The following is a 23,916-nucleotide window of genomic DNA, read 5'->3' on the forward strand; positions in this document are numbered from 1 at the left end:
CACTATCTAGGAGTCAACGTGGACACCACACAATCGGTGGTCGAAAAATCTGCAATCAGGAAAGTGGCGATCCGGCTGGTGCCGTTCGTTGCCCTGATGTTCTTCATCAATTACCTGGACCGCACGGCCATCTCCTTTGCGGGCCCGAATGGCATGAACGAGGATCTCGCTCTCTCGGCAGCCCAGTTCGGCTTCGCGTCCGGCGTGTTCTTCATCGGGTACATCCTGTTGGAAGTACCCAGCAACCTGGCGCTGCATAAGTTCGGTGCCCGCCGGTGGCTTGCCCGCATCATGGTCAGCTGGGGTATCGTGTCCCTGCTGTTCACCTGGGTGGGGAACGTGGAGCAGCTCTATGTCCTGCGCTTCATTCTGGGTGTGGCCGAGGCCGGGTTCTTCCCGGGCGCCATCCTCTTCCTCAGCCTGTGGGTTCCGTCCCGCCACCGCAGCAAGATCCTGGCCCTGTTCTACCTGGCCCAGCCGCTGACAACCGTGATCGGCGCCCCGCTGGCGGGCCTGCTCATCCAGCAGGACGGACTCTTCGGACTAGAGGGCTGGCGCGTCATGTTCTTCGGCGTTGCAGTCCCCGCCATCATCGTCGGCATCATCGCCTGGTTCTACCTGGCTGACTCCCCCGCCACGGCCAAGTGGCTGACCCCTGAGGAAAAGACCTGGCTGACCGGTGCTCTGGAGACGGAGAAAAAGGAAACCGTTGCCGGCAACAAGCACGTCAGTGTCCGCACGGTCTTCGGCAATGGCCGGGTCTGGATGCTTTCGGCCATCTACTTCGGGTTCATCTATGGCCTGTACGCCCTCGGCTTTTTCCTTCCGACCATCATCGCCGGCTTCGAAGGCATCTACGGCACCAAGTTTGACGTCATGCAGAAGGGCCTGATCACGGCAATCCCGTACCTGCCGGCAGCTTTCGCCCTGTACTTCTGGTCCAAGGACGCCACCAAGCGCGGCGTCAAAACCTGGCACATCGCCCTTCCAGCCCTGACCGGCGCACTCAGTATCCCGCTGGCACTTTTCGCCGGATCCCCGGCAGCCACCATCGCCGTCATCACCATCACGGCCATGTCCATCTTCGCGGCCCTGCCCAACTTCTGGACAGTCCCCACCCAGTTCCTCACCGGCGCCGCAGCGGCGGCAGGCATTGCCCTGATCAACACGGTGGGCAACCTGGCGGGCTTCAGCGCCGGCTACATCACCGGCTGGCTCAAGGACCTGACCGGGGCATACACCGTTCCCATGTTCGTTGTCGGCGGCTTCATGTTCCTCTCCGCCGTCCTGATGGTATTGCTGAGCCGCTCCGGCAAGGTCAGTGAAGGCGTACCGGCCGAGGCGCTGGACCCGGCCGGAGCCGGACACCACGCCGAACCCTAGAGACCCGAGCCCTGACAAGACCCGGTGGCGTCCCCCTTACCCGGGGATGCCACCGCACCACAATGCCCCACCGAAACACGACTTCCCTTTAGCTAGGCCCAGGAGCTTTCCATGACCCGCCTGTTCAACGAACCCGCAGCCTTCGCTGACGAAATGATCGAAGGCTTTGTCGCCTCCCACGGACGCTGGGTCAAGCGCGTCTCCGGCGGCGTTGTCCGCAACACCGAAAGCACGCCTGGCACTGTGGCGCTGGTCATCGGCGGAGGCTCCGGCCACTACCCGGCCTTCGCCGGTTTGGTGGGCCAGGGCCTGGCCCATGGCGCCGCTATGGGCAACCTGTTCGCCTCCCCCTCGGCCCAGCAGGTCTACAACGTGGCCAAGGCAGCGGACAACGGTGGGGGGGTCCTGCTGGGCTATGGCAACTACGCCGGTGACGTCCTGCATTTCAATCAGGCGCAGGAACGGCTCCGCCGGGAAGGCATCGACTGCCGCAGCATCGCCGTCACCGACGACGTTTCCTCTGCCCCGCTGGCCGAGCGTACCAAGCGGCGCGGCATCGCCGGGGACCTGACCGTCTTCAAGGTGGCGGCCGCGGCAGCTGAAGCCGGCTACTCCATGGACGCGGTGGTAGACATCGCCGAACGCGCCAACGACCGTACCCGTTCCTTCGGCGTGGCATTCACAGGCTGCACCTTGCCCGGCGCGGAGCACCCGCTGTTCACCGTCCCCGAGGGCAGAATGGCCGTAGGTATGGGCATCCACGGCGAGCCCGGCATTGATGAGACAGACATCCCGACGGCTGATGAACTCGCCGAGCTGCTCGTGTCCAAGCTCCTCGCCGAGGTCCCGGACGGCATGACCGCTACCGGTGCACGCGTGGTCCCCATTCTCAATGGCCTGGGCAGCGTCAAGTACGAAGAGCTTTTCGTGGTTTACCGCAGGGTTGCACAACTCCTCGCTGAAGTTGGCCTGGAAGCGGTAGACCCCCAGGTGGGCGAGCTGGTCACCAGCTTCGACATGGCTGGCACCTCCCTCACTCTGTTCTGGCTCGACGACGAACTCGAGACCCTCTGGAACGCCCCCGCAGACACCCCCGCTTTCCGGCGCGGTGCCGTCACAGCCGCCGCCCTGGAGACAAGCGAAGCTGCCGCCCTGGCCGACGTTGAAGTCTCCATCCCGGAAGCAACAGCCGACTCCCGCGCCGGCGCCATCCAGGTCCTGCACGCACTGCGTGCGGCGAAGGCAGTGGTGGACGCCAACGCCGAAGAGCTGGGCCGGATCGACGCTATCGCCGGCGACGGTGACCATGGGATCGGTATGGAACGCGGCGTCCGCGCCGCCGTCGAAGCCGCATCGGACGCCGTCGCACGCGGGGCAGGGGCCGCCACCGCCCTCTACATCGCAGGTGACGCTTGGGCTGATAAGGCAGGCGGCACTTCCGGCGCCCTCTGGGGCATGGCCCTACGCGCAATCGGCGATGCCCTGGGCAACACCTACAAGCCCGACGCTAATGCTGTTGCCACCGGCGTGGCCCAGGCGGCCGCCGCGATCATGGAGTTCGGCAAAGCCAAGCCCGGGGACAAAACCCTGGTGGACGTCCTGGTCCCGTTCCGCGACGCCCTCACCTCCGAGGTCGTTACCGGGAAGCCCCTCACCGAAGCGTGGGGAACCGCAGCCACCGCCGCCCAGGAAGCAGCCGATGCTACCGCAAACCTGCTCCCCCTGATGGGCAGGGCCCGCCCCCACGCCGAAAAGAGCCTCGGCACCCCTGACGCGGGAGCCGTTTCCATGGCACTGATCATCCGAGCCATCCACACCACCCTCGTCGAGAACACCACTATGAAGGAGAAAGCATGAGCACCAAACTGCGCCTGGTCATCGGAGCCGACGACGCCGGTTTCGAATACAAGGAAGCCCTGAAGGCTGACCTGGTTGCCTCAGACCTGGTGGAATCAGTCACCGACGTCGGGGTGGACGCTACCAGCCACACCCCCTACCCGTCCGTCGCCATCGCCGCCGCCGAACTCGTCGCCGCCGGCAAGGCCGACCGCGCACTGCTGGTCTGCGGAACCGGCCTCGGAGTCGCCATCGCCGCGAACAAGGTCCCCGGCGTCCGTGCCGTCACCGCCCACGACAGCTTCTCCGTGGAACGGTCCGTCCTGAGCAACAACGCCCAGGTCCTCACCTTCGGCCAGCGGGTCGTCGGCCTGGAGCTTGCCCGCAGGCTTGCCCGGGAATGGCTCACCTACACTTTCGACGAAACTTCGGCTTCCGCCGAGAAAGTCACCCTGATTAAGGACTACGAAGGTGTCACTTCCTGCTAAGAACCCTTCCGCCAGCGCCGAAGGATCCACGCCTGCGAAGGCCATCATCGGCGTCAGCCTGAAGATGTACTTCGGCTACCAGCGCTCTGTGGATTACTGCCGCGACGTCGCCGCCATCGCCCTGACGCACCCGGCGGTCCAGAGCGGTGAGATCGAGCTCTTCGTCCTGCCTACCCTCCCTGTCCTTCCCGAAGCCGCCCGAATTCTGGGCCCATCGGGAACGGCTGCGGGAGCCCAGGACATCTTCTGGGAAGACGAGGGCGCGTACACCGGTGAAGTCGGCGGCAAGAACGTAGCTGAACTCGGCGGCCGCTATGCCGAAGTGGGCCACGCCGAACGCCGCCGGATCTTCGGTGAGGACGACGCGGTCATCGGCCTCAAGACCGCCGCAGCCTACCGCAACGGTCTCACTCCGGTGCTGTGCGTCGGGGAGCTGCAGCAGGGCTCGGCGGAGGAGGCAGTGACCCGTTGCGCCGCGGAAATCGACGCCGCCCTCAACCGGGCGCGGTCTCTGGGCCCGACCCGCCGGACCATCGTGGCCTATGAGCCGCAGTGGGCCATCGGCGCCCCGGAACCTGCGACGCCGGAGTACATCAGCGCCGTCATCACCGGATTGGACGCGCACTTGCGCGCCCTACCCGGTCAGGAGAACAGCCGCGTCATTTACGGCGGCAGCGCCGGACCCGGCCTGATCACTAAGCTGGACACCGCCGTCGCCGGCCTGTTCCTGGGCCGCTTCGCCCACGACCCCCAGGCGCTGAAGACCATCCTGGACGAGACCGCCACAAGGCTCGCCGCAGCGGAGGTGACGGTATGACTTCGCGGATTGGATTGAGCAGCTACGCATTCTTCTGGCAGCTCTCGGACAAGGTCTCCGCGCCGCTCAGCATCCACGATGCGCTGGAGCGGACCGCGGAACTCGGCGTCGACCTCTTCCAGATTTGCGACTACGCCCCGCTGGAAGCCATGACGGATTCCGAACTGGAAGCCGTCCGGGCCACCGCTGACGGGCTGGGAATCTCCCTGGAGCTCGGCACCAAGGGCATCCGCCCCGGGCACCTGCGGAAGTTTCTCCACATCGCCGGGATCCTGGGCTCACCCCTGCTGCGGACCATGTTCAACACCCCCGGCCACACCCCCACGAATGAGGAAGCGGTAAGGATCTTTAAGGAAGTCCTGCCCGAGTTCGAAGCCGCGGGAGTAAAGATCGCGGTGGAAACCTACGAACAGGTGCCCACCTCCCGGATCCTGGACGTGATCCGGGGCGTGAACAGCCCGCACCTGGGCATCTGCAGCGACCCAGCCAACACCGTTGCAGCACTGGAAATGCCTCGCGAGGTGATCGACGCCGTCGCTCCCTACGTCCTGAACATGCACATCAAAGACTTCGCGTTCAGCCGCAAGGACGGATGGGTTGGATTCACCTACTCCGGCGCACAACTTGGCGAGGGCCTGCTCGACTACGAGTACATGGTCAGCAAATTCCAGCCCCACCAAAGAAACATCAACCAGATCGTCGAACACTGGCTGCCCTGGCAGGACACCGAGGCCGACACCATCCACCTGGAAAACCAGTGGACCCAGCACAGCATCAAATTCCTAAGGAGCAAATGAAATGTCAGCAGAAAAATTGACCGTCGCCGTCATCGGAGCCGGAGGCAAAATGGGAATGCGCGTTTCCCGGAACCTCCAGAAGAGCGCCCACACCGTCTTCTACAGCGAAAACTCCCCCGCCGGCCAGGACCGCATCAAGGCAGAAGGCCGCGACATCACCCCCACTGACGACGCCGTCAAGGACGCCGACGTGGTCATCCTCGCCGTCCCGGACACCGTCCTGGGCGTCGTATCCGAGGGCGTCGTCCCCCAGATGAAAGCCGGCGCCATCCTGCTCACCCTGGACCCCGCCGCCGCCTACGCCGGCCTGCTGGCCAAGCGCGACGACGTCATCCAGGCCGTGGCGCACCCGTGCCACCCGTCCGTGTTCCTCGAGCGCACCACCAAAGAAGAATGGGCCGACACCTTCGGCGGCGAAGGCGCCCCCCAGAACGTGGTCGCCGCCATCGACGACGACGCCTCCGATGAGACCAAAGCCGCAGCCGAGGCGATCATCCGGGTTATCTACGCCCCCGTCATTGACGTCCACTGGGTTACCGTAAAGCAGCTCGCCATCCTCGAGCCCACACTGGTGGAAACCGTGGCCTGCATGATCGGCACCCTCCTCAACGAGGCCCTGCACGAAACCGTCCACACCGCCGGCGTACCGGAGGAAGCAGCAAAGGCCATGCTCTTCGGCCACGTCCAGATCGCCCTCACCAACGCCCTGCGCGGCTCCAACCCCTTCTCCGAGGCCTGCGAAATCGCCATCCAGTACGGCAAGGACACCATCATCAAGGACGACTGGAAGAAAATCTTCAACGACTCCGAACTCGACAGCGTCATCGCTAAAATGCTCAAGCTCGAAGCAGTCAAGCGCTAGACCCATGATGAGTAGCCCAGTGCCGATGATCGCGGCGCTGGGCTACTTTTTGCTCATTGGCGTCCTGATACAACCGGAAGTAGCCGTTTAGTCGCTACCGAGTAAGGGGATTCTTCCCTAAAGCGGTGGGCGGGGAGCTTGCTTGTCCACGTAGGGCACACCCAAAGCAAACGAGAAGTCCGCTCGCCCGCCCACAGCCGGGGACAATTTGTATAGGCTATCAATCAAGCCCCTACTGCTACCAAGGAGCTACCCCAACGGCTCCTACTTCCCCGCCTGCATCCAACAGCTTCACGCATCGCGCACGCCTATCGGACGCTGAAGTCAAAGACAAGAACACCTGTCGGACTTAGGTATTGGCCCACAAACCTCTTAAATTCATGATGCGCCGGATCATAATTGGCCGGATTGGTGATGAGCGGCTCCCCCACATAGTAGTTCCGGTCTCCCTCAGATTCGAAGGAAGCTATGAATCCGTGCTCCAGATCCCTGTGCTTGCCCTCCGGGCTGTGCTGGACGCCCGATTCGATACTGGCAACGTAGCGTCTGCCCTGCCTTTCTGATTCGGCCAAGGCATGGAACCGCTCCTTGATCTCTTGACGCTGTTCGGGTGTTGTCGCTTCCAAATACTGGAAGAGGACGATGTGCCTTAGTAGCCCCGGGCGATAGTCCGGTGCCGTAATGACCGACTCGTTGAGTGCCTCCGCCGGGGTCATAGTGCTGTGAGCCCGCCGTCGACGGTGAAGAGCCCGCCTGTGGCGTAGGCTGATTCGTCGCTGGCGAGATAGACCATGATGCCTTCAACATCGGCAGCGGTACCTGCCCGCCCGAGCATAGTCGAATCGACCAGGCCGGCACGGCTGGCAGGGTCATCGGCGATGGTTTGCACGAGCGGGGTCTCGGTGTATCCGGGTACTACGGTGTTTACCCGGATACCTTCTTTCGCGTAGTCTGCCGCGACGACCCGGGCCAGTCCGTGAACGCCGGCTTTGGAGCTGGAGTAGGCGGTGAAGGTTTGACCGCAGGCGACGACAGCGGTGGGACTGCCCGTGCAGATGATGGATCCTCCCCTGCCGTTCAGCGCCCGCACGGCGTGCTTCAGGGTCAGGAAGGCTCCTCGGTGGTTGACCGCCACGGTCTTTTCCCAGACATCCAGCGACAGGTCGCCTACTTTGGCGTCCTGGCCGAAGAGCTGGACGCCGGCGTTGGCCACCACAATGTCCAGGTCGCCGTCGGCGGCGATGGCGGCGTAGGCGGCTTCGACGCTCTGCTCGTCAGAGATATCAACTGCCAGTGCACTGGCCCGGCCGGTGCCGGTGACTGCAGCTGCTTTTTCGGCGGCTTCGACATTGATGTCGGCGAAGTAAACGCGGGCACCTTCAGTAGTGAAGCGCTGCGCTACTGCAAGCCCGATGCCGGAACCGGCACCGGTAACGAGGGCGGTCTTGCCTTCTAGCCTGTTGGACATCATGTTCCTCTTTTCATGTTGGGTCAGCTGAGGGGCCGGGTCAGGGCGGACCAGGCCGGGATTTCGAGAGTCCGCGTGTACCCGTCTTCGAGTTTTACGGCTGTCTTCAGCGGCTGTGCTGTGAGATTAGCGGCGAAGAGCAGCATTCCGGTTCCGGATGCTACCGGGTACAGCACCAGGCCGGGGACGGCACCTTCGACATGCAGCACATCAGCGCCCCGCAGGTCGGCCAGTTTTGACAGGATCTCGAACGCCGGCGTAAGGAATCCTTCTGCCGTGACGAGGCCTCTGGGGCCGCTGGCCTCGAAGTAGCTGACGGATTCCACGCCAGGAACCGTCAGGGCATTGATGCTGCCCAGCAGCCAGGCGGCGGTGAACTCCTCCGCCTGGAGCGGGTCGGTTGTCATGGCCTCCAAGGTGGCGGGGTCGTAGGCGCCGTGGGCGGAGACGGCGTTGAAGCGGGCCTTGAGGGTCACGGGACCGATGTGCAGAGGTTTGCCGGATCCGAGATGCAGGGCATTCAGAGCTGTCTGCCGTTGGATGGGCAGGCTTTCGACGATGTGCGGCACTTCGGTGGCGTGCATCTGGGGTGTGATGCTGTAGGTAATCGCGTCTGCGTCGGGCCGGATGGAGTCCCGTTGGCGGTTTAGCTCTGTGAAGTGGGAACGGGCGCCGGAAAGCAATGCACCGTCGAATTTGCGGCGTTTCGCCTCGGTGAGCAGTTGCTCCCACAATTCCGGCTCGGTGACGTGCCCGTTGGAGCTGAACGTTCCGATTCTGATTACATGTGCCAGAGGCAACAGCTCCATCACCGGCGGGATGTCCGCGGGGGTGGTGGCGATAATCCGCACATCCAGCGGGCTGCCGAGTTCGTCGGCCTGCCGGGAGGCGTGTGCCAGCAGCCCTGCGGCGGCGGCAGGATCACGGCCGGGAACCTCCACGATCAAGGCCTCGAGGCCGGGCAAGGACGGCAGTTTTATTACGGATGTGGATGCCGACGTGCTCAGGGCCGGGACGCTACCACGGGCTTCCTTCCTCACGGTCAGCACATTTGGCGCAGATGCCCGGACAGAAATTGTCGTAACCGGTGTCGATGGTATGGCGCTGAGCCGGACACTCTGGTGGATCTGCTGACCGGTGTCAATACTGACGGGGAAGGGCCAGGACAGTGGGGTGCTGTAGGTCTTGAAGGAGGCGTCGGTCCAGTTTCGCTGGTCTTCGGTTTCGAAGACGTCGCCGCTGAAGTCCAGCCGAAAGGCCGTGCCGTCTCGTTCCCAGTTCATGGCGGCAACATCCACGAAGGGCTGGTGCGGGCTGATGTCCGTGGGGAAGGCGCTATGGATCTCGGTGTGGTCCGGCGACGTGATGCCCACATCGCGCCCGGCGTCATCGGGCCGGTGCAGGACTACCAGGCCGATGCGGTTGCTCCGGAAATCCTGGGTCGCGATGCCGTCGAAGGTCACCTGGAGGTCATCGGCAGAGGCATGGAGGGTGAGTTCGGCCCGGTATTCGCAGTCGAGCCCGGTGAACCGAATAACGAGGGTCTTGGCGAGTGTTTCTGCGTCTTGGCTGTGAGTGACAGACTCGATAACGGGCGAAAGGGTTCTCCAGTCGTGATCCCGCACCACGGGCCGGATGGCCCTGACGACTGGTTTTCCCCGATATCTAATGTCGGCGATTTCGTCACCGCGCAATTGCAGCAGCCAGGGTCCGTGTGCAAGTTCCTGGGCAGGCGTAAGGAGCCGGGACTCGTTTTCCGCAAGCATCGTTGGGCTTTCAGGTTGGGGTGGGCGGGGGCGTCAATCGCCGGGGGCTATTGACGCCCCCGGCTATTAGAAAAACGTCACGCTACGGCGCGGAGCCGGACGGCGATGTACTGCCGGCCGGGCAGGTCGATGCGGAACCGGCCTTGAAAGGTGCCTGGAAGTGTCTCCACGGTCATGTTCCAGGTGTCGATGACGTCGAATCTCGAAGCTGACGTCCTGAGGCTTCACGAACCGTCGGTACGTGGGCTGGAAGAAGCCGAAGTAGATGAGCTCGTGCTCGTTTGCAGAGCCGCTGTGAGACTGTCCTTGATGAAAATCTCAGCTGTGGCGTGTATATCCCGGGAGGAAAGCCCCACGGATACCTTGTACGTGCCGGGGTGCAGGATCGACTGCCCGCTACCAGCGTCATAGGCAGCCAGTTCATCTGCGGGGATAGCAAAACTGAAGCGGTAGTTTGCGCCCGCTTTGACCATTGCCGCGCTGAAGGCTTTAAGCATCTGCGGTGGATGGCCTGCTGAAACGGGACAGCCGACATAGACCTGAGGTACTACTTTGCCTTCTCGGTGTCCAATATTGCGGACGTCGACGCTCCCATGAAGATCGCCGGAGATGAGTTCGAGAGCCAGCGGGCCTGAGGTGAATTCTGTATAACCAAGGCCGTGACCAAAAGCGAAGGCAGGCGCGGTGCCGGTAGCGTCATACCAGCGGTAGCCCACCAGGAGTTCATCGTCGTAATGTACAGTCCCATCGACACCGGGATACCGTTCCGGCGAGCTCACCGGGGTCAAGTCTTCACTTCCGGGGAAGGTCAGGGGCAACCGGCCTCCTGGTTCTGCCTTCCCAGCGAGGAGACGGGCCAGGGCCTGCGCGAACCGCTCCCCCGGATTCCACATGTGCAGGACAGCGGCAACATCGTCCAGCCAGGGCATGACCACGGGTCCGCTGCCACAGGTCACCACCACTGTCCTTGGGTTCGCGGCTGCGACCGCTCTTACGAGCGCCTCCTGATCTCCCGGGAGGTGCAACGAATCCGCGTCCATCGCTTCACCGGTCACCCTGCCTACCACGACAACTGCGACATCGGCAGCGCGTGCAGCATCTACAGCATCATCGAGCGCCTGATCCGGACCGGTGATCCCGAGCCTGATTCCTGGTAGGACAACCGGAGGCATGGTTATCGCCGGGCCCGTTTGGTATTCAGCCCTGATGACTACTTCTTCCCCGCCCTTCCATGTGACAACAGCCTGGAGAGGATACTCGGGGCCATGAAACATGGGGGAAGCTTCCCTGAACCCTGCAGCCACTTTCTCCTCATTAATGAAGAGCTCCCCTTCTCCTGCAAATGTGAGGGCAAGGCGATAGCTGCCTGTCTGTGGCGGCGTAAACCGCCACAGCAGGGTAGCGGACCAATCCGGTCCGATCCCCTCCGGCGGGTCGAGGAGCGCAAACTCATCCAGGCTGAGCTCCAGCTCCTGTCCGGTAACGTCGTCCCGGACCGTTGCGTGGACACGGCCCTCAGCAGTCGGCAGGGGCACGTCGCCAAGCGTCCCCCCAACGACCCTGACCGGCATGTCGCCGAAGTGGACGCGCAAGGCCTCCGCCAACGGAGTAACCCGGGCCGGACTCAGCGTAACGGCAGCGGAGCCGCCCATTACCAACAGGTGTGCAGGGTCAGCGATTCCCGGCAGCGCCAGGGATGATGTCGTCTCCGGCGTCAACGGCAGGAGGTTGCCGACGTTTTTGAGCAGGACAGACCCCGACTCCAGGATTTCCTGTGCGAGGTCCTGCGACAGTTCATCATTCAACGGCTCAATGGAATCCTGCACAACCGCCGGATTTGCCTTTGCAAGAGACCAGAGAAGATGCCCGCTGATGAGGTCAAGCTCCTCTCCCACCAACGCCTGGACCATATCCTTGGTTCTGCCGGCTGCACCTCCCAAGCCAGGCAAGTCCAGGCCAGCCTGCATCGCCTTCATGTCGTCCCTGACGGCGAAAAGGAAGTCAGGAACGATGACACCTTCCCACGCCCATTCATCACGCAGGATCCCCAATACTTCCCGGCTTTCCGAAACGTACTCGCCATTAAGCCGGTTGTAGGAGCTGAGTACAGCTCCCGCACCATACTTGGTGAGCACCCTCCGGAATGGCTCGGCATAGATTTCCCGAAGCGCACGCTGCGAAATGTGGACGTCGACGGCATCAGAACGGCGCGGCAGGCTCCCCTTGCCCGTACGGAGGAACTCAAAGTTGTTGGCGACAAAGTGCTTGGGCACGGCCATCACACCGGAGCGCTGGAGTCCTTCGACTATCGGGCCTCCTATTTCACCCACCAAAAAAGGGTCTTCGCCCAAGGCTTCCCCCGTTCGGCCGGCCCACGGGACGCGGGCGATATCAAGACCGGGGGCGAGCAGCGCATTTCGTCCCGCAGCAAGGCATTCACGGGCGAGGGCATCGCCGTAGCGTAAGGCCAGCGGCCGGTCAAAGGAAGATGCGACGGCCAATCCGGATGGAAACGCAGTTGCTCCTTTGGAGCCCCGCACGCCATTAGGTCCGTCCGCATACACCAGATCAGGTAAGCCGGCGGCCGAAAGGTCATGAAGCGCGATGGCTACCTTCTGGTCATGACTTAGCTCCACGGTGGTGGCGGCGCTGTGCTGAGCTGGGCGTGGCATATCGTTTCCTAACCTTCCGAGCAGTTCAAGAGGAGTATTGACCGCTCCTCAACCATCGACGAAGCGCGCCGGCCGCTAACATCAGGATGTCATTCATTGGAAAAGTGTTGGGGCCACGATCACGCGGCGGGCAAGGATTTGCAGGCCCATATTGCAAATTACGAAGAACAGCGGCTCCAAACTCTTGACATGATCGACGCCCTCGAACACCGCGCCCATCCCACGCTTGCAAGGCGCCTCACCCGATACGCCGAAGAGGAACGGGACCAGATCGTCCGCTTCAAAATTTACGCCTACGAAGGCCAACTTGCCCGCGCCGAGCAGGAGATCGCCTGGGCGAAGCGCGGCTTGCAGATACTTGAGGAGATGGGCTTGTAGCCGCGCTGTTTAAAGGGCGGCGTCCCCTGCCCAGAACTTCCGCAGTTCCCGCCGCGGGTCGTCCACCAAGCGAGGGAGCACGTCCAAAATCATGGTCCTCCGGCGCCCGCCGTAAACCGGCCAATCCGGCAGACCAAGAGCCGCAGGCTCGCCCGTGCGCGCAAACGCACCCCAAGCGTTGCTCATCATATCGCTAAGGCTTTGCGGCGCTTCCCCTCGTGTGAGGAAGGCGGCCTGGGACGAGCCCAGCTGCCGGAACACAAAGGGAACATCCAGGGCATGACAGGAGCCCAGCCTGCCGCCCATAGCAGGGGCTGCGCCAGGTGAAGAGGTAGCAAAATGTTTTACCGCCTGTTCCCCGGCGGGCGTCCAGAAGCCGGTTACTGGGTTGCCGGTAGACGGAATCCGAAATTGCCGCCTCCAGCAGCTGCCTGCCGCCGGGTGCGACCCCCACTGATCGGGTAACGGCTTCGTCATACTCCCTGACCCTCCCGGCAGCCCCTGCGCCTGCAAGGACCGCTGCTGCGCGCTGGACATGGGACGGCTCTGCCGGTGTTGCGGGGCGCATCTCGACGGCGAAAGACCCCTCGTTCAGGTTCGTCCCGATCAGCAGGTCAACGTCAGTGTTGAGGCCGTTCCGCACAGCGTCAAGCGGAGGGGCCGGAAGCGATGGCGTTCCTACGGTGGGCTTAAAAGGCAATGGCACCGCGAAGGTTTTGGAACCGGCACGCCGGACCATCTCCTCCTGCGCTGCAAGCAGCCGTTCCACAGGAACCGCAAGCAGTTCCGGCGCGAGAGCATGGTCCAGCCCGCACAGCGAAAGGAATTCCTCCGTGCTGCGTACCGCGTCCCCTGCGCTGCGGTACCTTTCGGCGGTACCGCTCTGCATGATCGCCCTCCGGAACAGCCCCTGGGATGACGGCATTCCCAACAGCGTGCCTATGGCGGCAGCCCCTGCTGATTCACCGAAGAGCGTCACGTTATGCGGGTCACCGCCGAAGGCCCATATATTCGTTCTGACCCATCGCAGCGCTTCAAGCTGATCCAGCAGCGCCGCGTTCGAGGAATCGGCGTACTCCGGGCCCAACAACTCCGCCAAGTGCAGGAAGCCCAGAGCGCCCAGCCGATAGTTGACCGTCACCACCACGGTACCGGTCGCTGCCGCGAGGTATCCGCCGTCGTACATCCCGTCACTGCCGGAACCGGAGACATAAGCACCACCATGGATCCACACCATCACCGGGGCTCTCGCGTCGCCAGTGTGGGGCGTCCAGATATTGAGGTTGAGGCAAGCACTTTCGCTCCAGCTCCGAAGCCTGCTGCCCGGATGTGCCTGCGGTTCGGGGTTCTGCGGCGCGGTCGGTCCGGGCGCTGTGCAGTCACGGACTCCCGCCCAACTCTCCGCGTGAACGGGCGGGAGGAACCGGCGCGACCCTGCAGGCGAACCGGCGTAGGGAATGCCGAGGAACCGGCGGACGCCCACACCGTCAACATGGATGGCTGTTCCACGGACTGTCCCCGCGGAGGTCCTGGCGATCGTCATGAAGTCAATGCTCCTTGGATAACGAAAAGGTCGGTCGCCAGCCTCCCACCATTCGGCATCAGCCGGCATCGGTCTTCCAACTATTGGAAAACCGGTTCGCACCGAAGTCCACCGCACGGAATGATGAAAGTCACATTCCGGCCCAGCCGGACAACTGGAAGGAAGAAACCATGTCCCTCAGCGTGGAGGAAATGAACCAGCAGCTGCCCGTGGCCAATACCCTGCCCGGCGAAGCTGTCCCCTACTACATGGCGTCAGGTGAAGGCGCCCGCTACGAGATCAACGGCCAGCTGGTCACCGTCATCGCCCGCGCGGCTGATACCGGCGGAATTTTCAGTGCCGCGTACATCTCCGGCGGCATGGGTGCGGAATCGCCGTTCGTCAGCCACAAGGTGGAACACAAAACCCTTTACGTCTTCGATGGCATCCTGCACGTCTGGCTCCCCGGCGAAAGCCGCATCCTCACCCCCGGCGACTCCGTGGTCATTCCGCCCAACACGCCCCACGCCTACCGCATGGCCAGCCCCTACACGCGCTTCCTGAACTGGATGACGCCTGGTGGCGCCGAGGCGTACTACGAGCGGGTGGGTACGCCCATTGATTCCCACGTCCCGCCTGTCCGTGCCGGCCGCACGGCAAGTTTGCAGGAACAGGCTGAGGTGGGGGCCGAGTTCGGCATCTCCTTCCCCGACGTGGAGCGGGTCACACCAATTTTCAAGCGTGACGCCGGCCTGCCGCCCACGCAGAGCCCCTACTTCCTCAGCGCCCACGAAGGTGAGCGCCTGGTCAGCTACCAGACCATGTTCACCTACTTGTCACGGCCGGCCAACACCGGCTCAAACTACTTTGCAGTGCACACCAAGGGGGCCAAGACGCCCTATATCCCGCTGCACTTCCACTCGGAGCACACTGAGAACTTCCTCGTCACCGAAGGCCGGATGTGGATGTACGCCAACGGACGGGAAATGCTGCTGACCAAGGGCGACTTCGTGCACGCCCCTGCCGGCACCATCCACTCCTTCGCCCTGGATTCGCACAACACCCAGATGGTGGGCTTCCTGACCCCGTCGGTCTTCAACGGATTCTTCGAGTATTTCAACAAGCCCACCGAGGACTACATGTACACCGAGGGCGGCGAGCCCTACATGGACATGGAAGGCTTCGGCCGGGCCCAGGCCGAGATGGACCTGACAGTGGTGGGCCCCCCGCCGCAGCGCCGGGCGGCACTCGAGATCTCCTAGCTTTTTCCACGGCAACAGGAAAGCCCGGACTTTCAAAAGTCCGGGCTTTCTTGTCGCTACGGGATCAGCTGTTCCAGGCCTGCTTCACAAGTTCGCGGCCGTAGTCGTTGCCGTTGGGGGTGCGGACCACGGTGTGCATGTGGAAGGGTGCGGGTTCGTTGTTGCTGAGGAACACGCCGGTGTGATGGTCGAGTTCAAGTACCACCACGGGGCTCTGCAGCCGGAAGTAGAACGCCTCTTCACCTTTCCAGCCGCCTATCCAGCTGAAGAAGGTCGCGGGGTAGTGCTCCTGGATCTCCCGGCGGCGGGCAGCCCTTGGGCCGTCCGGGAGGTAGGCAATAAAGTCGTCCACCACGGCGTCCAGCACGGTGCGGGCTTCTGCCGGCATGTCAGCTACCCGGATGCCCTCGTACGGGATCACGCGGTTGTCCTGGAAGCAGCCCCCGAGGTGGCGTTCGTCGCCCGGGTGGATCCGGCCCTCCGGCATGGCCGGGTCCACCATCTCCCGGTATACCGTAGCCTGCGCCCGAAGGTCCTCCGGGAGCGCAGCCATCAGCTGCCGGGCCAGCCCAATGCGCTCCTTGAACACCTTGACGCCCTTGTGCGGGCCGTCGTCGATCATGTCCGGTTCGGCACCCATGAACACGGGCGAGATCACCAGCTGCGTCCCGGCCACCAGGCAGTTCAGCGCGGCGTGGTGGCCAAAGATCTGCCACCCCCACGGCTCCGTCCCGGACGGCTCGCCATAAAGGGCCACGTTGTAGCTGAACTCGTTCATCAGCAGCGGCAGCTCCACCAGATCTCCCAGGAAGCCGTTGATCCGCATCAGATTTCGCACCAGTTCGTAGCCCTCGGCGCTCAGGCCCGCCTCCACCAATGCGAGAGCGGCGTCGCGGACCGGCGGATCCAGTTCATCCAGCCGGAGCCCGGTGTCGTGCTGCATGAACTCGGGGTTGGCCCAGCTCTGCCACTCCGGCGCATCCACGGCGTAGCAAAGCCTGCGCTTCTGCTCGGCGGTAACCGCACCGAGGAGCTTGCCCGCTGCCGCCACCATTTCCGCGGTCGGCGCCTCCTCACCGGGACGTGCGGCGGTGAGCGGATACAGGCCCTCGCGGCGGACACCGTCGCTGGTGATGCCGGTGAAAGCCTGCGGATACAGCTTTGTCCAGCCCTCGATCATGGGCCCCGCGAAGGAATCGGTTTTCGCCGCTTCAGCGTATTCACGGGCATTCAGGCCGCGGATTTCCGCCACCCGCGGGTGGTCCGGGGCAAAAAGGAAGTCACGGAATGACAGCGTCGACACGGGTGCTCCTGAACTGGTCTTGGGATGCCGGATCCTGGGATGGCGGCTGTTGGGATGCCGGCCATCCGGCGGCGATGGACAGTGCTGCGGCGGCAGCACCGGCGGAGCTGCCGCGCCAGGCCACATGCTGGTCCGGGCGGACCAACACAGCTTCCGCTCCCCACACTTCGGACAGCGGGGTGCCGTCGTCTGCAGGTCCGACAGCGGCAGCGGTCACCGGGATGCCCTCCCGGACACCGGTCTCCAGCACCGCTGCAAAACCCTCGGCTTCCGGCACCCGGCCCAGCGCGCCGGCATCTACCAGCAGGGTGAAGCCCTGGCCCAGCCGGCCATAGACCGAGGTGGCGTCCTCCAGCCACACGTGGGGCAACAGGGCGCCCGGGCTTGCGCTGGGAATATAGCGGATGGGGTCCTCGGCGGGAACGGGCGAGCCGTCGGGCACCACCACGGACGAATCAGCGTAGGCATAACCGAGAACCAGGCCCAGGGAATCGAACTCGCTTTGCTTCACGGCGAGCGCCTGGTGTGCCGCCTGCCGGGCCGCTTCACCTGCGGCGCCTTCGGAAGTGAGTTCCGGGTCGGCGAAATGGTAGGCCAGGGCCTTGCCGTTGGCCGCAGCGTCCCGGATGGTGCGGGCGGCCACCGGTCTGCGCTCGTCCCCGTAGCTGGCCAGAAGCGAGGGCCCGCCCCATCCCTTGATGACGGCAGCGAGTTTCCATGCCAGGTTGGCGGCGTCGCCGATGCAGGTGTTGAAGCCGTGGCCGCCCCATGGCGGGTTGAGATGGGCAGCGTCGCCCACCAGGAAGATGTTGCCGCGGCTGTATTCGGGAGCCAGCAGCATGCGCGCGGTCCAGGGGTCCGTTGCCAGAACTTCGAGATCCACATCCGCACCCACCAGCGAACGCACCATGGACTCGGCCTCCCCCGTACTGACGGCTTTGTCAGGATCGACGCCTTGGATGATGGCCCACCACATGTCCCCCGTGTCCATGGGGCCCACCATTCCTGACACGTCCGTCCCCACTACCCAGTACTGGACGGCAGGATCGAGGGTCACCGCGGAGGCGAGTTTGGTGGACCGGAAAAGGATACTGATGTTGGACAGCGCAGCGGATCCCCCTTCCAGCCGCATGCCGAGGCTGCGGCGTACGGCGGATGACCCGCCGTCGGCCCCGATCACGTAGTCAGCCTTAATGGTGCGGTTGTCGCCTGAAGCGTTGGACACGTCGACGGCGTGCGGCAACTGCACAACGCCGGCATCGTGCACGCCGCGAACCTCATGGACTGTCCAGCCCGTGATGAAAGTGATCTGCGGATGATCCACCGCAGCGGCGCGGAGCACCTCTTCCAATACCGGCTGCGGAACCTGCTGCCCGCATTCGGGTTGGGGGTCATAACGGCCGGGAACCAGTTGGAACGCGTTCGGGAACCGGCGCAATTCATGAGCTGCCGGGCCGGTGAGCCCGGTGCAGAAGATAACGTCCTGAGCGTAGTCGACCGGAAGGGGTGAGGCGGAACGCAGCGCATCCGCCAGGCCCAGACGCAGTAAGTGCGTCATGGTCCGCGCGTTGGTGGTCTTGGCCCGGGGGCGGGTGTGGTCTACAGCGTTTCGCGGCTCGATGACCGTGCTGGCGATGCCGCGGGCAGCCAGGTCCAGCGCCAGGAACAGCCCGCTGGGGCCGCCGCCCGCAATCAGGACCTGCACCTCTTCCGGGATCCCATGCCCCGGTGGAAGATGTCCGGTGATCATCAGGCACGGCTCCGGAGAGTCGCGTCGCCAACCGGCGTGGTCAAGGTGCCCAGGTTTTCGATCTCCACCTCGACGGTGTCCCCCGGCTGAAGCAGCCACTGCGGAGTCCGCGCGTAACCGACGCCTTCAGGGGTTCCAGTGGCAATGAGGTCCCCGGGATGAAGCGTGAACGTCTGGCTGATCAGGGAAATGATGGCCGGAACCGAGAAAATCATGTCCCGGGTGTTGCCGTTCTGGGCCTCGATGCCGTTCACGCGGGTGCGTACCTGGAGGCCGTCGCGGAGGTCGCCCACCTCGTCGCGGCTGAACAGGGGCCCCGCTGGGCCGCTGAAGTCGCCGTTCTTACCCAGAGTCCATTGCGAGGTGAGCTTCTGTGCCGTACGGGAGGTGATGTCGTTGAAGGTGGAGTAGCCGAAGACCGCCTCTTCAGCCTCGGACTCGTCCGCGGACTCCACGCGCCGGCCGATGTAGGCTGCGACTTCACCTTCCCAGTCCAGACCTGCTTCGCCAGCGGGCACGGGAACCGGGACATTACCCACGGACAGGGATGCAGTCCACCGTCCAAAAAGAGTGGGGTACGGCGGCAGATCCTGGTCTTTGTAGCTGCCTTCCGCAGCATGCGCCTTGTAGTTCAGCCCCACGCAGATGACCCTGGCCGAGGCAGGTACGAGCGGTACTTCGGTGACGCTGCCCCGCACCAACCCTTCATTGGCGTCGGCGGTCAACGTCACGGCCTTGTCCTGCCAGTCGGCGGGATCGGCCCAAAACTGAGGTACGGGTGCCAGTGGAAAGAGGTGCGCGTCCACCAGGGCTGCGACCCAGGATTCGCCATGGTGGTAGATGCCGACAAACTGCATGAGGGGCCTTTCAGTTCTTGCCCGCGCACAATCCGTGCGGTGCGATGTTCAAAGTCAGGGTTTCTGCGCCTGGCGGCGGAAAAAATCGATGGTGGCGCTGGTGGCCTGCTGTGCGGCGGCAGGGCTGTTGTCCGGCAGCAGCCACATGTGGTCCGAATCCTCAATAAGGAGAAGCTCGACGTCCGCGCCGGCGCCTTCCAGTGCTTCGGCGAGGGAGACCGATTGGGTCACCGGCACGAAGCGGTCATGGGAGCCATGGACCAGGAAAAAGGGCGGGGCGTGTCCGCCCACATAAGTGAGAGGGCTGGCCGCTGCGGCCTTGTCCGGGGAATCAGCAGGTTGCGCCCCGATTAGCAGCGCCTCACGCGAGCCGGGATCGTCAGCCGTTGCGACGGCGTCAGGACGGGCCTGTGCACCCATCCTCACGAGGTCTGATGGCGAGTACCAGGCAGCGACCGCAGCAACGGCGTCGTCCGTCTTGTCCGCCGGGTCTTGGAAGTCTTCAGATCCGGCCGTGAGGCCCGTCAGGCTGGCGAGGTGGCCGCCGGCGGAATCACCCCAGGCATAGATCCGGTCCGGGTCCACGCCGTACTCTGCCGCGTGGGAACGAAGCCATCGGATGGCAGCTTTCGCGTCCAGCAACTGAGCCGGAAATGTGGCCTCGGTGCTGAGGCGGTAGTCGGCAGAGGCGACGACAAAACCTGCGTCCACCAACTGCTCAATGGGGCTAAGGCCGGTGGCATCGACCGTTGGTCCCAGCGAAGAGCGCTCCCCCGTCCGCCATCCGCCACCGTGGAAGTGCACTACAGCAGGAAAGCCGGTGCCGGCGGGCGTCTGTTGAGGGGCATAAAGATCCAGCAGTAACGGCCTGGGACCTTCAGGACGGGCGAACTCAATCCCTTTCCGGACCCGCCCTGCCGTCGTCGTCGACTCCATGTGTACCGCGTTTCTGTCATGCGCGGTCCTGTGTTGTGGACCACGTCGTGACTCAACTTTGGGGCATGACAGGAAGGGAGTGCGCCGCGGGTTTCACTGAATGAAAGGTTTTGAAGGAGCCTTGGGACCGTGCTGCGATCGGCAGACCGGCTTGAACTTTCATCAGTTGGATGGGTGAAGAGGAGGCAAGCGCCACCTCTCTTGTGATTCGGCACCTCTTTATCAAGGTATCGACTTTTCACGGCTGGAATTGCAATGTAAGAGGCCTCCCGGTTCGATGACTCTTGAGGAAGCTACCCACGAACTTCTCAACCCGCGGGCAAGGTGCACCTTTGAATCTTCGGAATTCCGCTGGCTAAGGAAGCTCCGCCGTTTCAGCGGAAGCGCTCCTGCCAACGCAGACCGACAGCCCCGGCGTTGCTGGCCCCACGGCAACCGCTGACTGTCTTCCGTGGCAGATTCGACCGGCACGGGCAGTTGCCAACAAAGTCTGGCCCCGGACATGTTGCCATAGGCAGCGCAGGGCAACGGCACTTGGCGGCCACTCACAGACTGTGACCGGAGCCGCGGCCAGGGACGGCCGCCGCCTGCGCTTTGTGCACAACTGGTCTTGGACGCCAAGTCGTTATATAACCTCCCCCGCGGCGCCATCTCGGGAAAGGAGTACAGCATGGGGAAATACCCGAGCTGTCCGCCTGGGATGTGAAAGTCCTGTTTAAGACCAGCTGGGCTGTTTCGGGTTGCAGTGCACCGTAACCGGCGCACTCCAAGCGTGGTGAACCGGTTACCGAGCTGCCCGCAACTCCCCTGCCAGGAAATCCAGGGCCGGCTTTCCCTCGGGAAGACCAGCCGTGTGGTTCAGGTGGCCGTGCACCCCGCCTTCGGCGAGGAAGTAGGTAACGGGCACACCGGCGCGTTCCAAAGACGAGGCAAAAAGTTCGGTTGATCCGCGAACGTCGTCGTACTCACACGCAAGCAGTGCGGTGGGCGGAAGGCCGGTAGGGTCCGCGTAACCTGGCATCGCGTAGGACGACGCCATGCTCACGGGGCCGCCCACGTAGTTCTCGGCGGAACGGACGCAGTCCTCCAGCGTAAACCGCAGACTGCGCGGCAGTTTCGCCATCACTTCCTCATCAAGTCCCTTAGCCGGAGCGGGCAATTCGGCATGGAGGAAAGGGTAGGCCAGCAGGAGCTTTGCCGGCAGCGGATGCCCGGCGTCCAGGAGGTACAGGGCTGCGCCCACCGCGAGGTTTCCGCCAGCACCGGCACCGCCCAGGCACAGAAGCTCCGGATCCAGGCCCAGCGACTCCGCGTTCTTCCGCGCCCAGAACCATCCGGTGAGCGCGTCGTCGTGAGGAACGGGAAAGCTGACGCCGTCGCGGGCCAATCGGTAATCCACGGAAAGCACCGGAGTCCCATTCTCCGCCAATACCCGTGCCAGGTAGTCCGACTCGGGCATGTCAAGGCCACCGCTAACGAAGCTGCCGCCATGCAGCCAGACCAGCCCCGGGCTGCCCGGCGGACTCCCCTCGCCATAGATCCGGATCGGAACCGGACCGTGGCGTCCGTCGGCCGAGACGGTGCGGATGGTTACATCTGGCCCCGGAGAACGGACAGCATTGGGGTTCAGGGTCTGCGGACCTGCAGGAGAGGCCAGGTATTCGGCAAAACCGGCATCCGGTGCCACTCCGGCGTCCGTTGCGGGAACGGTACGCTCCGTACGACGGGGCGTCATCGCTTCAATTTCTCGGAAAAGTAGGAAACGGCCCTTGCAATGATGGTGTCCATCTGGTCCTCGGCGCCGAAGAAGCAGTGGTCGCCGCCCTTGACGGTCAGCACCTCATGCTCCACACCGGCCCCTGCCAGCGCAGCAGCAAGAAGGTCCGTTTGGGAATGCGGCACCAAGCCGTCACGATCACCATGAACCAGCAGGAACGGCGGCGCCCCCGCGTCCACATAGCTGACCGGGCTGGCAGCGGCCAGCAACGCGGGGTCGTCCGAACCACCGACCAGCATGCGATTGGGTTGCAGGGACATTCCCGACGGAACAGCGGCAGTCAGGGCAGCAGAAAACAGTCCTGCAGGGGTTTCCATGGGTGGGACGTCGCAAAGGGAGGAAACACCATAAAAGTCGACGACGGCGCTGATGGCACTTGGATGCCCCTGCGCCCCCAAACCACCATGGAGGTCTTCCCGGTTTCCAGTCAGCCCCAGCATCGCGACGAGGTGCCCGCCGGCGGATTCACCCCACGCTCCGAAGCGGTCCGGGTCGATGTTCAATACCGCGGCGAACTCACGAAGGTACCGGACGGCGGCTTTAAGGTCATGCAATTGCGCAGGGAAGGGCGCTTCCAGGGAATGCCGGTAATCCACGGTGGCACACGCGATTCCTGCCTCATTGAGCAGGCGGAAAACCGAGTCGGACGCGAACGTTGGCGGCAGCTCACGCCGGTCTCCCAACTGGAACGCACCTCCGTGCACCCAAAGGACCAGCGGGACCGGGCCGGAGGACTGACGGGGCAACCAGACGTCCATCTTCAGCGGCCGGAACCCGATGGCCTTGGCGTACGTAATCTCCTGGTGCACCGACGAGACGTCCGAGACGTGCCGGGGCTCGCCTGGAGCGTCAAAGACCGGAATGGACGGTACAGCCGAGCCCGGCCCCGCAGTAGCCGGCAGGGAGGAATCGACTACATCGGTGGTGTCATGCACTGTCAAGTGTGCTCCTAGGTGGCTCAGGTTCCGGGACGCCCCCGCCGGTGGCGGCAACGACGGCTAAGATTCAAGCTTCCTTCCGGGCGACTGGCATCCACAGGTCACTTCCAATAGATGGAATAGTATTATGGATGGCTCATTTTTCAGCGTAGCCACCTCTATGACGCCAGGAAGTTTTTTATGACCGCCCCCATGGAAACAGATGCTCCTCCCGTGCGCGGCAAGCGGCCCAAGCAGGGCGAACCGGTCATTGACCGTGCCCTGAGCCTGCTCGCAGTCTTCTCCGACCGCCGTCGGGCCCTGACGCTCTCAGAACTGGCCCGTCACGCCGGCATGCCTGCACCGACCGCTCTGCGGCTGATCGCCAGGCTGGTCGCCTGGGGTGCGCTGGAACGGCTCGACGACGGCCGGTACGTTGTGGGGGTCCGCTTGTGGGAGGTCGCGTCCCTGTCGCCGCGGGGCCATGGGGTGCGTGAGATTGCGCTGCCTTATCTTGAAGACCTTTTTGAGGTGACCCGCCACCACGTCCTGCTGGCAGTCCGGGACAACGAGCATGCGGTGCTTATTGAGCGGCTGTCCTCGAAAGACGCCATTGAAGCGGCGTACCGGGCGGGCGGCCGGGCACCTTTGCGTAGCACCGCCGTGGGGCTGGTCCTGCTGGCCGGCGCGGACCAGCAGTTTCAGGAAGCGACGCTGCAAGGGCCACCAGAAAACGAAATCGGCGTGGAATTCATGCCGGCGGGCCAGCTTCGCCGGACCCTTTCGGACGTCCGCCGCACTGGAATCGCCATGATCCGCCGCACCTACCCCTCAAGGACCGTATCGGTAGCTTCCCCGGTCTTTGACGCGCAAGGCGCCGTTGTGGCGGCCTTGTCCATTGTGGTCCCGGACGGCTCCACACCGCCCAACGTGCTGGCACCGGCAGTTCGGGCCACAGCCCGCGCCGTGTCCAGAAACCTGGGCCACCAAACAGAAGTCAACCTGGACATACGGGTCAATTCCCAAGGCTAGCTGCCACCAAGGGTCACGGTGCTGCCCGGTTGCACGAGGCGGAACATCGAAACGGCAGCCGGCTGCTGCCTGGCCGTGCGGCGTAGCCCAAGG

The 23,916-nt window shown here is 63.8% G+C and carries 21 protein-coding genes; 9 read left to right on the forward strand and 12 right to left on the reverse strand.

Annotated features, from left to right (window positions below):
- Positions 1–18: 18 nt before the first annotated feature.
- The 6 genes from NXY83_RS18010 (at position 19) to NXY83_RS18035 (ending at position 6,183) form a co-directional block, all read left to right on the forward strand.
- Positions 19–1,383 carry an MFS transporter gene (locus NXY83_RS18010; RefSeq protein WP_258803581.1) on the forward strand — a complete coding sequence of 455 codons (1,365 nt, stop codon included), beginning with the start codon at positions 19–21 and terminating at the stop codon, positions 1,381–1,383.
- A 111-nt stretch (positions 1,384–1,494) separates the two neighbouring features.
- On the forward strand, positions 1,495–3,240 hold the full coding sequence (locus tag NXY83_RS18015; protein ID WP_258803582.1) for a dihydroxyacetone kinase family protein: 1,746 nt from the start codon (positions 1,495–1,497) through the stop codon (positions 3,238–3,240).
- On the forward strand, positions 3,237–3,707 hold the full coding sequence (locus NXY83_RS18020; protein WP_258803583.1) for a ribose-5-phosphate isomerase: 471 nt from the start codon (positions 3,237–3,239) through the stop codon (positions 3,705–3,707). Before NXY83_RS18015 ends, NXY83_RS18020 begins: the two co-directional genes overlap by 4 nt.
- On the forward strand, positions 3,691–4,524 hold the full coding sequence (locus NXY83_RS18025) for a triose-phosphate isomerase family protein (RefSeq protein ID WP_258803584.1): 834 nt from the start codon (positions 3,691–3,693) through the stop codon (positions 4,522–4,524). The genes NXY83_RS18020 and NXY83_RS18025 overlap by 17 nt, the downstream gene beginning before the upstream one ends.
- Positions 4,521–5,321, forward strand: coding sequence for a sugar phosphate isomerase/epimerase family protein (locus NXY83_RS18030; protein ID WP_258803585.1), 801 nt, complete (start codon positions 4,521–4,523; stop codon positions 5,319–5,321). Before NXY83_RS18025 ends, NXY83_RS18030 begins: the two co-directional genes overlap by 4 nt.
- Position 5,322: 1 nt before the next feature.
- Complete coding sequence (locus NXY83_RS18035; protein WP_258803586.1) at positions 5,323–6,183, forward strand: phosphogluconate dehydrogenase C-terminal domain-containing protein; 861 nt, start codon at positions 5,323–5,325, stop codon at positions 6,181–6,183.
- Between the two features lie 308 nt (positions 6,184–6,491).
- Here NXY83_RS18035 and NXY83_RS18040 read toward each other — a convergent pair whose 3' ends face one another.
- The 5 genes from NXY83_RS18040 to NXY83_RS18060 form a co-directional block, all read right to left on the reverse strand.
- Positions 6,492–6,899: a Dabb family protein gene (locus NXY83_RS18040; RefSeq protein WP_258803587.1), complete on the reverse strand. Its 408-nt coding sequence runs from the start codon at positions 6,897–6,899 to the stop codon at positions 6,492–6,494.
- Positions 6,896–7,651, reverse strand: coding sequence for an SDR family NAD(P)-dependent oxidoreductase (locus tag NXY83_RS18045; protein WP_258803588.1), 756 nt, complete (start codon positions 7,649–7,651; stop codon positions 6,896–6,898). The genes NXY83_RS18040 and NXY83_RS18045 overlap by 4 nt, the downstream gene beginning before the upstream one ends.
- Positions 7,652–7,674: 23 nt before the next feature.
- Positions 7,675–9,417: a hypothetical protein gene (locus NXY83_RS18050; RefSeq protein WP_258803589.1), complete on the reverse strand. Its 1,743-nt coding sequence runs from the start codon at positions 9,415–9,417 to the stop codon at positions 7,675–7,677.
- Positions 9,418–9,494: 77 nt separating this feature from the next.
- Positions 9,495–9,593 (reverse strand): DUF5605 domain-containing protein, encoded by a 99-nt coding sequence (locus NXY83_RS18055; protein ID WP_258803590.1) that lies wholly within the window; start codon positions 9,591–9,593, stop codon positions 9,495–9,497.
- A 48-nt stretch (positions 9,594–9,641) separates the two neighbouring features.
- A complete protein-coding gene (locus NXY83_RS18060) occupies positions 9,642–12,089 on the reverse strand; it encodes a beta-glucosidase family protein (RefSeq protein WP_258803591.1) in 2,448 nt (815 codons plus the stop codon).
- A 189-nt stretch (positions 12,090–12,278) separates the two neighbouring features.
- Here NXY83_RS18060 and NXY83_RS18065 point away from each other — a divergent pair, with 189 nt between their 5' ends.
- Positions 12,279–12,467 (forward strand): hypothetical protein, encoded by a 189-nt coding sequence (locus NXY83_RS18065; RefSeq protein ID WP_258803592.1) that lies wholly within the window; start codon positions 12,279–12,281, stop codon positions 12,465–12,467.
- Positions 12,468–12,660: 193 nt separating this feature from the next.
- Here NXY83_RS18065 and NXY83_RS18075 read toward each other — a convergent pair whose 3' ends face one another.
- Positions 12,661–14,010, reverse strand: a complete 1,350-nt coding sequence (locus NXY83_RS18075) for a carboxylesterase/lipase family protein (RefSeq protein WP_258803594.1) — start codon at positions 14,008–14,010, stop codon at positions 12,661–12,663.
- A 170-nt stretch (positions 14,011–14,180) separates the two neighbouring features.
- On the opposite strand from NXY83_RS18075, the gene NXY83_RS18080 reads away from it, so the two are divergent.
- Positions 14,181–15,251 (forward strand): quercetin 2,3-dioxygenase, encoded by a 1,071-nt coding sequence (locus NXY83_RS18080; RefSeq protein ID WP_258803595.1) that lies wholly within the window; start codon positions 14,181–14,183, stop codon positions 15,249–15,251.
- A gap of 64 nt (positions 15,252–15,315) precedes the next feature.
- On the opposite strand, the gene NXY83_RS18085 is transcribed toward NXY83_RS18080, so the two are convergent.
- From NXY83_RS18085 to NXY83_RS18110, 6 genes are all read right to left on the reverse strand, one after another.
- Positions 15,316–16,554 carry a DUF3500 domain-containing protein gene (locus tag NXY83_RS18085; protein WP_258803596.1) on the reverse strand — a complete coding sequence of 413 codons (1,239 nt, stop codon included), beginning with the start codon at positions 16,552–16,554 and terminating at the stop codon, positions 15,316–15,318.
- Positions 16,532–18,304, reverse strand: a complete 1,773-nt coding sequence (locus tag NXY83_RS18090) for an FAD-dependent monooxygenase (RefSeq protein ID WP_258803597.1) — start codon at positions 18,302–18,304, stop codon at positions 16,532–16,534. The genes NXY83_RS18085 and NXY83_RS18090 overlap by 23 nt, the downstream gene beginning before the upstream one ends.
- Complete coding sequence (locus NXY83_RS18095) at positions 18,304–19,161, reverse strand: fumarylacetoacetate hydrolase family protein (protein WP_258803598.1); 858 nt, start codon at positions 19,159–19,161, stop codon at positions 18,304–18,306. The genes NXY83_RS18090 and NXY83_RS18095 overlap by 1 nt, the downstream gene beginning before the upstream one ends.
- A gap of 54 nt (positions 19,162–19,215) precedes the next feature.
- Positions 19,216–20,097 carry an alpha/beta hydrolase gene (locus NXY83_RS18100; protein WP_258803599.1) on the reverse strand — a complete coding sequence of 294 codons (882 nt, stop codon included), beginning with the start codon at positions 20,095–20,097 and terminating at the stop codon, positions 19,216–19,218.
- Between the two features lie 784 nt (positions 20,098–20,881).
- Complete coding sequence (locus NXY83_RS18105) at positions 20,882–21,832, reverse strand: alpha/beta hydrolase (protein WP_258803600.1); 951 nt, start codon at positions 21,830–21,832, stop codon at positions 20,882–20,884.
- On the reverse strand, positions 21,829–22,815 hold the full coding sequence (locus NXY83_RS18110; RefSeq protein WP_258803601.1) for an alpha/beta hydrolase: 987 nt from the start codon (positions 22,813–22,815) through the stop codon (positions 21,829–21,831). The genes NXY83_RS18105 and NXY83_RS18110 overlap by 4 nt, the downstream gene beginning before the upstream one ends.
- Before the next feature lie 177 nt (positions 22,816–22,992).
- Between NXY83_RS18110 and NXY83_RS18115 the strand changes: the two genes are divergently transcribed.
- The gene (locus tag NXY83_RS18115; protein WP_258803602.1) at positions 22,993–23,823 is read left to right on the forward strand and encodes an IclR family transcriptional regulator; all 831 of its coding nucleotides are present in this window, start codon (positions 22,993–22,995) and stop codon (positions 23,821–23,823) included.
- Positions 23,824–23,916 lie beyond the last annotated feature (93 nt).

The sequence above is a fragment of the Pseudarthrobacter sp. NS4 genome (assembly GCF_024758005.1).
GTDB lineage: Bacteria > Actinomycetota > Actinomycetes > Actinomycetales > Micrococcaceae > Arthrobacter.

Coding starts and splice junctions, on each gene's coding strand:
- NXY83_RS18015 (WP_258803582.1), top strand. CDS start 1,495: ATGACCCGCCTGTTCAACGAACCCGCAGCCTTCGCTGACGAAATGATC.
- NXY83_RS18020 (WP_258803583.1), top strand. CDS start 3,237: ATGAGCACCAAACTGCGCCTGGTCATCGGAGCCGACGACGCCGGTTTC.
- NXY83_RS18030 (WP_258803585.1), top strand. CDS start 4,521: ATGACTTCGCGGATTGGATTGAGCAGCTACGCATTCTTCTGGCAGCTC.
- NXY83_RS18035 (WP_258803586.1), top strand. CDS start 5,323: ATGTCAGCAGAAAAATTGACCGTCGCCGTCATCGGAGCCGGAGGCAAA.
- NXY83_RS18040 (WP_258803587.1), bottom strand. CDS start 6,899: ATGACCCCGGCGGAGGCACTCAACGAGTCGGTCATTACGGCACCGGAC.
- NXY83_RS18045 (WP_258803588.1), bottom strand. CDS start 7,651: ATGTCCAACAGGCTAGAAGGCAAGACCGCCCTCGTTACCGGTGCCGGT.
- NXY83_RS18050 (WP_258803589.1), bottom strand. CDS start 9,417: ATGCTTGCGGAAAACGAGTCCCGGCTCCTTACGCCTGCCCAGGAACTT.
- NXY83_RS18055 (WP_258803590.1), bottom strand. CDS start 9,593: ATGACCGTGGAGACACTTCCAGGCACCTTTCAAGGCCGGTTCCGCATC.
- NXY83_RS18060 (WP_258803591.1), bottom strand. CDS start 12,089: ATGCCACGCCCAGCTCAGCACAGCGCCGCCACCACCGTGGAGCTAAGT.
- NXY83_RS18065 (WP_258803592.1), top strand. CDS start 12,279: ATGATCGACGCCCTCGAACACCGCGCCCATCCCACGCTTGCAAGGCGC.
- NXY83_RS18075 (WP_258803594.1), bottom strand. CDS start 14,010: ATGACGATCGCCAGGACCTCCGCGGGGACAGTCCGTGGAACAGCCATC.
- NXY83_RS18080 (WP_258803595.1), top strand. CDS start 14,181: ATGTCCCTCAGCGTGGAGGAAATGAACCAGCAGCTGCCCGTGGCCAAT.
- NXY83_RS18090 (WP_258803597.1), bottom strand. CDS start 18,304: ATGATCACCGGACATCTTCCACCGGGGCATGGGATCCCGGAAGAGGTG.
- NXY83_RS18095 (WP_258803598.1), bottom strand. CDS start 19,161: ATGCAGTTTGTCGGCATCTACCACCATGGCGAATCCTGGGTCGCAGCC.
- NXY83_RS18100 (WP_258803599.1), bottom strand. CDS start 20,097: ATGGAGTCGACGACGACGGCAGGGCGGGTCCGGAAAGGGATTGAGTTC.
- NXY83_RS18105 (WP_258803600.1), bottom strand. CDS start 21,832: ATGACGCCCCGTCGTACGGAGCGTACCGTTCCCGCAACGGACGCCGGA.
- NXY83_RS18115 (WP_258803602.1), top strand. CDS start 22,993: ATGACCGCCCCCATGGAAACAGATGCTCCTCCCGTGCGCGGCAAGCGG.